The following is a 1,608-nucleotide window of genomic DNA, read 5'->3' on the forward strand; positions in this document are numbered from 1 at the left end:
GCCGCGCGGGGTCAGCCGCGAACGGCTGCAGGCGACCTGGCTGAAGGAGGTCGCGCCCAGCGACGGACTGCGCCAGTGGTTCGACCACCGCGCCGAGCGTTGGGATGCGTTCCGCCGGCGCTACTGGCAGGAACTGGCCGCGCAGCCACAGCGGCTGGCACCGCTGCGCGATGCGCTCGATGCCGGCCCGGTGACGCTGGTGTTCGGCGCACGCGATGAGCAGCACAACCAGGCGGTGGCACTGCGCCACTACCTGCTGGCCCACCCGCGCCGAAGCACCTGACGGCCCCGTGTTTTTTTGTGCCGGTTCCGTCACCTGACCGCGCCCTGGACGTACAACCCCGTGGATCGGCGGGTTTTTCTGGCTTTGCTGCACTGCGTTCGCCCACACTCGCCCCCTTTCCCGAATCACCACGAACCGTGAGGTCCGCATGCAGTCCTGGCTCCGGCGCAAATCCATCGACCAGCTCACCGAACACGAGGAAGGCCGCCGGCTGATTCCCTCGCTGAGTTGGCCCCATCTGATCGCGCTGGGCATTGGCGCCATCGTCGGCACCGGTATCTACACGCTGATCGGCGTGGGCGCCGACAAGGCCGGCCCGGCGGTGCTGCTGTCGTTCATCATCGCCGGGGTGATCTGCGCCTGCGCGGCGCTGGCCTATGCCGAGCTGTCGACGATGATGCCGGCCGCCGGCAGCGCCTACACCTACAGCTACAGCGCGCTGGGCGAGACCATCGCCTGGGTGGTGGGCTGGAGCCTGATCCTGGAGTACTCGCTGGTGGTCAGCACCGTGGCGGTGGGCTGGTCGGGCTACTTCGTCGGCTTCCTGGAATGGCTGCACAGCTCCTTCGGCTGGAACGTGGTGCTGCCGCAGGCGCTGGCCGCCGGCCCGCACGTGGAAGGCGGCTTCCTCAACGTCCCGGCGATCGTGATCACCTTCCTGGTGGCCGGCATGCTGATGGCCGGTACCAAGGAAAGCGCCACGCTCAACGCGGTACTGGTGGTGCTCAAGCTGATCGCGCTGGCGGTGTTCGTGGCCGTGGCGCTGCCGGCGTTCAACGTCGAGAACCTGCAGCCGTTCATGCCCTACGGCTTCCCCAAGTCGCTCGGCCCGGATGGCGTCGAACGCGGGGTGATGGCGGCGGCGGCGATCATCTTCTTCGCCTTCTACGGCTTCGATGCGATCTCCACCGCGGCCGAGGAAACCAAGAATCCCAGGCGCGACCTGTCCATCGGCATCATCGGCTCGATGGTCGGCTGCACCATCATCTACCTGCTGGTGGCGCTGGCCGCGGTCGGCGCGATGAGCTACACGGTGTTCGGCAAGAGCGCCGAGCCGCTGGCGCTGATCATGCGCGAACTGGGCCACGGCACCGCCGCGCTGGTGATCGGCATCGTCGCCATCATCGCCCTGCCGACGGTGCTGCTGGCGTTCTTCTACGGCCAGAGCCGCATCTTCTTCGTGATGTCGCGTGACGGCCTGCTGCCGCGCAGTCTGTCGCTGGTGAACAAGCGTACCGGCACCCCGGTCACCATCACCCTGTTCACCGCGGTGCTGGTGGCCGCGCTGGCCGGTGTGGCGCGCCTGGACGAGATCGCCGCGCTGG

At 68.1% G+C, this 1,608-nt stretch carries 2 protein-coding genes; both read left to right on the forward strand.

All coding sequences use genetic code 11. The annotated features are described in order from the left end of the window. On the forward strand, window positions 1-283 hold a 283-nt coding region (locus tag JCM9942_RS15495), incomplete at its 5' end, for a DUF488 domain-containing protein (protein ID WP_054660746.1). 148 nt (window positions 284-431) lie between these two features. Then, window positions 432-1,608, forward strand: a 1,177-nt coding sequence (locus JCM9942_RS15500; RefSeq protein WP_054660748.1) for an amino acid permease, incomplete at its 3' end; no start/stop codon positions are given.

Origin of the sequence: Stenotrophomonas pictorum JCM 9942 (assembly GCF_001310775.1) — a bacterium.
GTDB lineage: Bacteria > Pseudomonadota > Gammaproteobacteria > Xanthomonadales > Xanthomonadaceae > Stenotrophomonas > Stenotrophomonas pictorum.